The sequence below is a fragment of the Streptomyces capoamus genome (genome assembly GCF_014654935.1).
GTDB classification, from domain to species: Bacteria; Actinomycetota; Actinomycetes; order Streptomycetales; family Streptomycetaceae; genus Streptomyces; species Streptomyces capoamus.
Map to the genome: position 1 here is coordinate 40269 of NZ_BNBF01000020.1, position 2598 is coordinate 42866.

At 72.4% G+C, this 2598-nt stretch carries 3 protein-coding genes; all 3 read left to right on the forward strand.

What is annotated here, in order from left to right:
- Positions 1 to 729, forward strand: a 729-nt coding sequence (argB, locus tag IE312_RS27485; protein WP_229900505.1) for an acetylglutamate kinase, incomplete at its 5' end; no start/stop codon positions are given.
- Entirely contained in the window at positions 726 to 1934 is a 1209-nt protein-coding gene (locus IE312_RS27490; protein WP_189985001.1) for an acetylornithine transaminase, read from the forward strand. The genes argB and IE312_RS27490, both read left to right, overlap by 4 nt.
- A 7-nt stretch (positions 1935 to 1941) precedes the next feature.
- Positions 1942 to 2487, forward strand: coding sequence for an arginine repressor (locus tag IE312_RS27495; RefSeq protein ID WP_189985002.1), 546 nt, complete (start codon positions 1942 to 1944; stop codon positions 2485 to 2487).
- Positions 2488 to 2598 lie beyond the last annotated feature (111 nt).

The following is a 2598-nucleotide window of genomic DNA, read 5'->3' on the forward strand; positions in this document are numbered from 1 at the left end:
GGCCCGCAGATCAGCGCCGCCCTCGACCGGCACGGCATCGTCAGCGAGTTCAAGGCGGGCCTGCGCGTCACCACCGAGGACGCCATGGACGTGGTCCGGATGGTGCTCGCCGGGCAGGTGCAGCGCGAACTGGTCGGCCTGCTCAACCGGCACGGACCGCTCGCGGTCGGCCTCACCGGCGAGGACGCGCACACCATCACCGCGACCAGGCACCAGCCCGAGATCGACGGCGAACGCGTCGACATCGGCCGGGTCGGCGAGATCACCGCGATCGACACCGGCGCCGTCGAGGCGCTGCTCGCCGACGGCCGCATCCCGGTCGTCTCCTCGATCGCCCGCTCACAGGACGACGGACATGTCTACAACGTCAATGCTGATACGGCGGCTGCGGCACTCGCTGCGGCACTGGGCGCCGAGACCCTCATGGTCCTCACCGACGTCGAGGGCCTCTACGAGGACTGGCCGCACAGCGACGAGGTGATCAGCCGCCTCACCGCGTCCCAGCTGGAGAAGCTGCTGCCGGAGCTGTCCTCCGGCATGGTGCCGAAGATGGAGGGCTGCCTGCACGCCGTGCGCAACGGCGTGACGACCGCCCGCGTCATCGACGGCCGGGTCCCGCACTCGATCCTGCTGGAGATCTTCACCGACGAGGGCATCGGCACCATGGTCGTGCCCGACGGGCCCGACGAGTCCGACGAGTCCGACGAGTCCGAGGGGGACACACAGTGACGGGCAACCAGGAACTGACCCAGCGGTGGCAGGGCGCGCTCATGAACAACTACGGCACCCCGCGCCTGCCCCTCGTCCGCGGCGAGGGCACCCGGCTGTGGGACGCCGACGGCAAGCAGTACCTCGACTTCGTGGGCGGCATCGCCACCAACGCCCTCGGCCACGCCCACCCCGCGATCGTCGAGGCGGTGAGCGGCCAGATCGCCTCCCTCGGCCACGTCTCCAACCTCTTCCTGGCCGAACCCACCGTCGCCCTCGCCGAACGGCTGCTCCAGCTCTTCGGCCGGGACGGCCGGGTCTTCTTCTGCAACTCCGGCGCCGAGGCCAACGAGGCCGCGTTCAAGATCGGCCGGCTCACCGGGCGCACCCGCATGGTCGCCGCCGACGGCGGCTTCCACGGCCGCACCATGGGCGCCCTCGCGCTCACCGGCCAGCCCGCCAAGCAGGAACCCTTCCTGCCGCTGCCCGGCGAGGTCACCCACGTGCCCTACGGCGACGCCCAGGCGCTGGCCGCCGCGGTGACCGAGGAGACCGCCCTCGTCGTCATCGAGCCGATCCAGGGCGAGAACGGCGTGGTCGTGCCCCCGGCCGGCTACCTGAAGGCGGCCCGCGCGATCACCGCCGCCACCGGCGCGCTGCTGGTCCTGGACGAGGTGCAGACCGGCATCGGCCGGACCGGCACCTGGTTCGAGTACCAGGCCCACGAGGGCGTGCTGCCCGACGTGGTCACCCTCGCCAAGCAGCTCGGCGGCGGACTGCCGCTCGGCGCGACCGTGGCCTTCGGCCGGGCCGCCGAACTGCTCCGCCCCGGCCACCACGGCACCACCTTCGGCGGCAACCCGGTCGCCTGCGCCGCCGGCCTCGCCGTGCTCGACACGATCGCAGGCGAGGACCTGCTCGACAACGTCAAGCGGCAGAGCGAGCGGCTGCGGGAGGGAATCGAGGCGCTGAACCACCCGATGATCGATTATGTCCGGGGCGCGGGTCTGCTCCTGGGTATCGTGCTCACCGGGCCGCACGCACCTCAGGTGCAGCAGGCGGCCCAGGAGGCCGGGTTCCTGGTGAACGCGCCCGCCCCCGACGTCGTACGGCTCATGCCGCCGCTCAATCTCCGCGACGACGAGGCGGGTGCGCTGCTCCGGGCGCTGCCCGGCATCCTCGACGCGGCGAGCCCGGTGGACGGGGACGGACGATCCGGAGAATGAGACGACGATGAGCCAGGCGCAGGATCACGAGCAGGCGGCGGGGGCCGGGCCCGCGGTGCCGCAGACCCGCACCGCGCGGCACCGCCGGATCGTGGACATCCTCAACCGGCAGCCGGTGCGGTCGCAGAGCCAGCTGGCCAAGCTGCTCGCGGACGACGGGCTGAACGTCACGCAGGCGACGCTCAGCCGGGACCTCGACGAGCTGAACGCGGTGAAGATCCGCAACACCGACGGCGACCTGATCTACGCGGTGCCGAGCGAGGGCGGATTCCGCACGCCGCGCGCCCCGCTCGGGGAGTCGGCGAAGGAGGAGCGGATGCGGCGGCTCTCCCAGGAGCTGCTGATCTCCGCGGAGGCGTCGGCGAACCTGGTGGTCCTGCGCACTCCGCCGGGTGCCGCGCAGTTCCTGGCCTCCGCCATCGACCAGGCGGAGCTGCACGACATCCTGGGCACGATCGCCGGCGACGACACCCTGCTGCTGATCAGCCGGAACCCCACCGGGGGACAGGCGCTGGCGGACCATCTGCTGCGGCTGGCGCAGAACGGCCACTGACGGCGTGCGGGGCGCGCCCGGCCGGCGCAGAATGGGCATGTGATCTTCCGCGGCGAGCGGGCCGGGGGACGGGCAATCCCCTGGCGGCCGTCGAACGTATACAGAGGTGTG

What these genes read in the sequence shown, in the direction of transcription:
- IE312_RS27495 (WP_189985002.1), top strand. Translation starts at nt 1,942, where the DNA reads ATGAGCCAGGCGCAGGATCACGAGCAGGCGGCGGGGGCCGGGCCCGCG.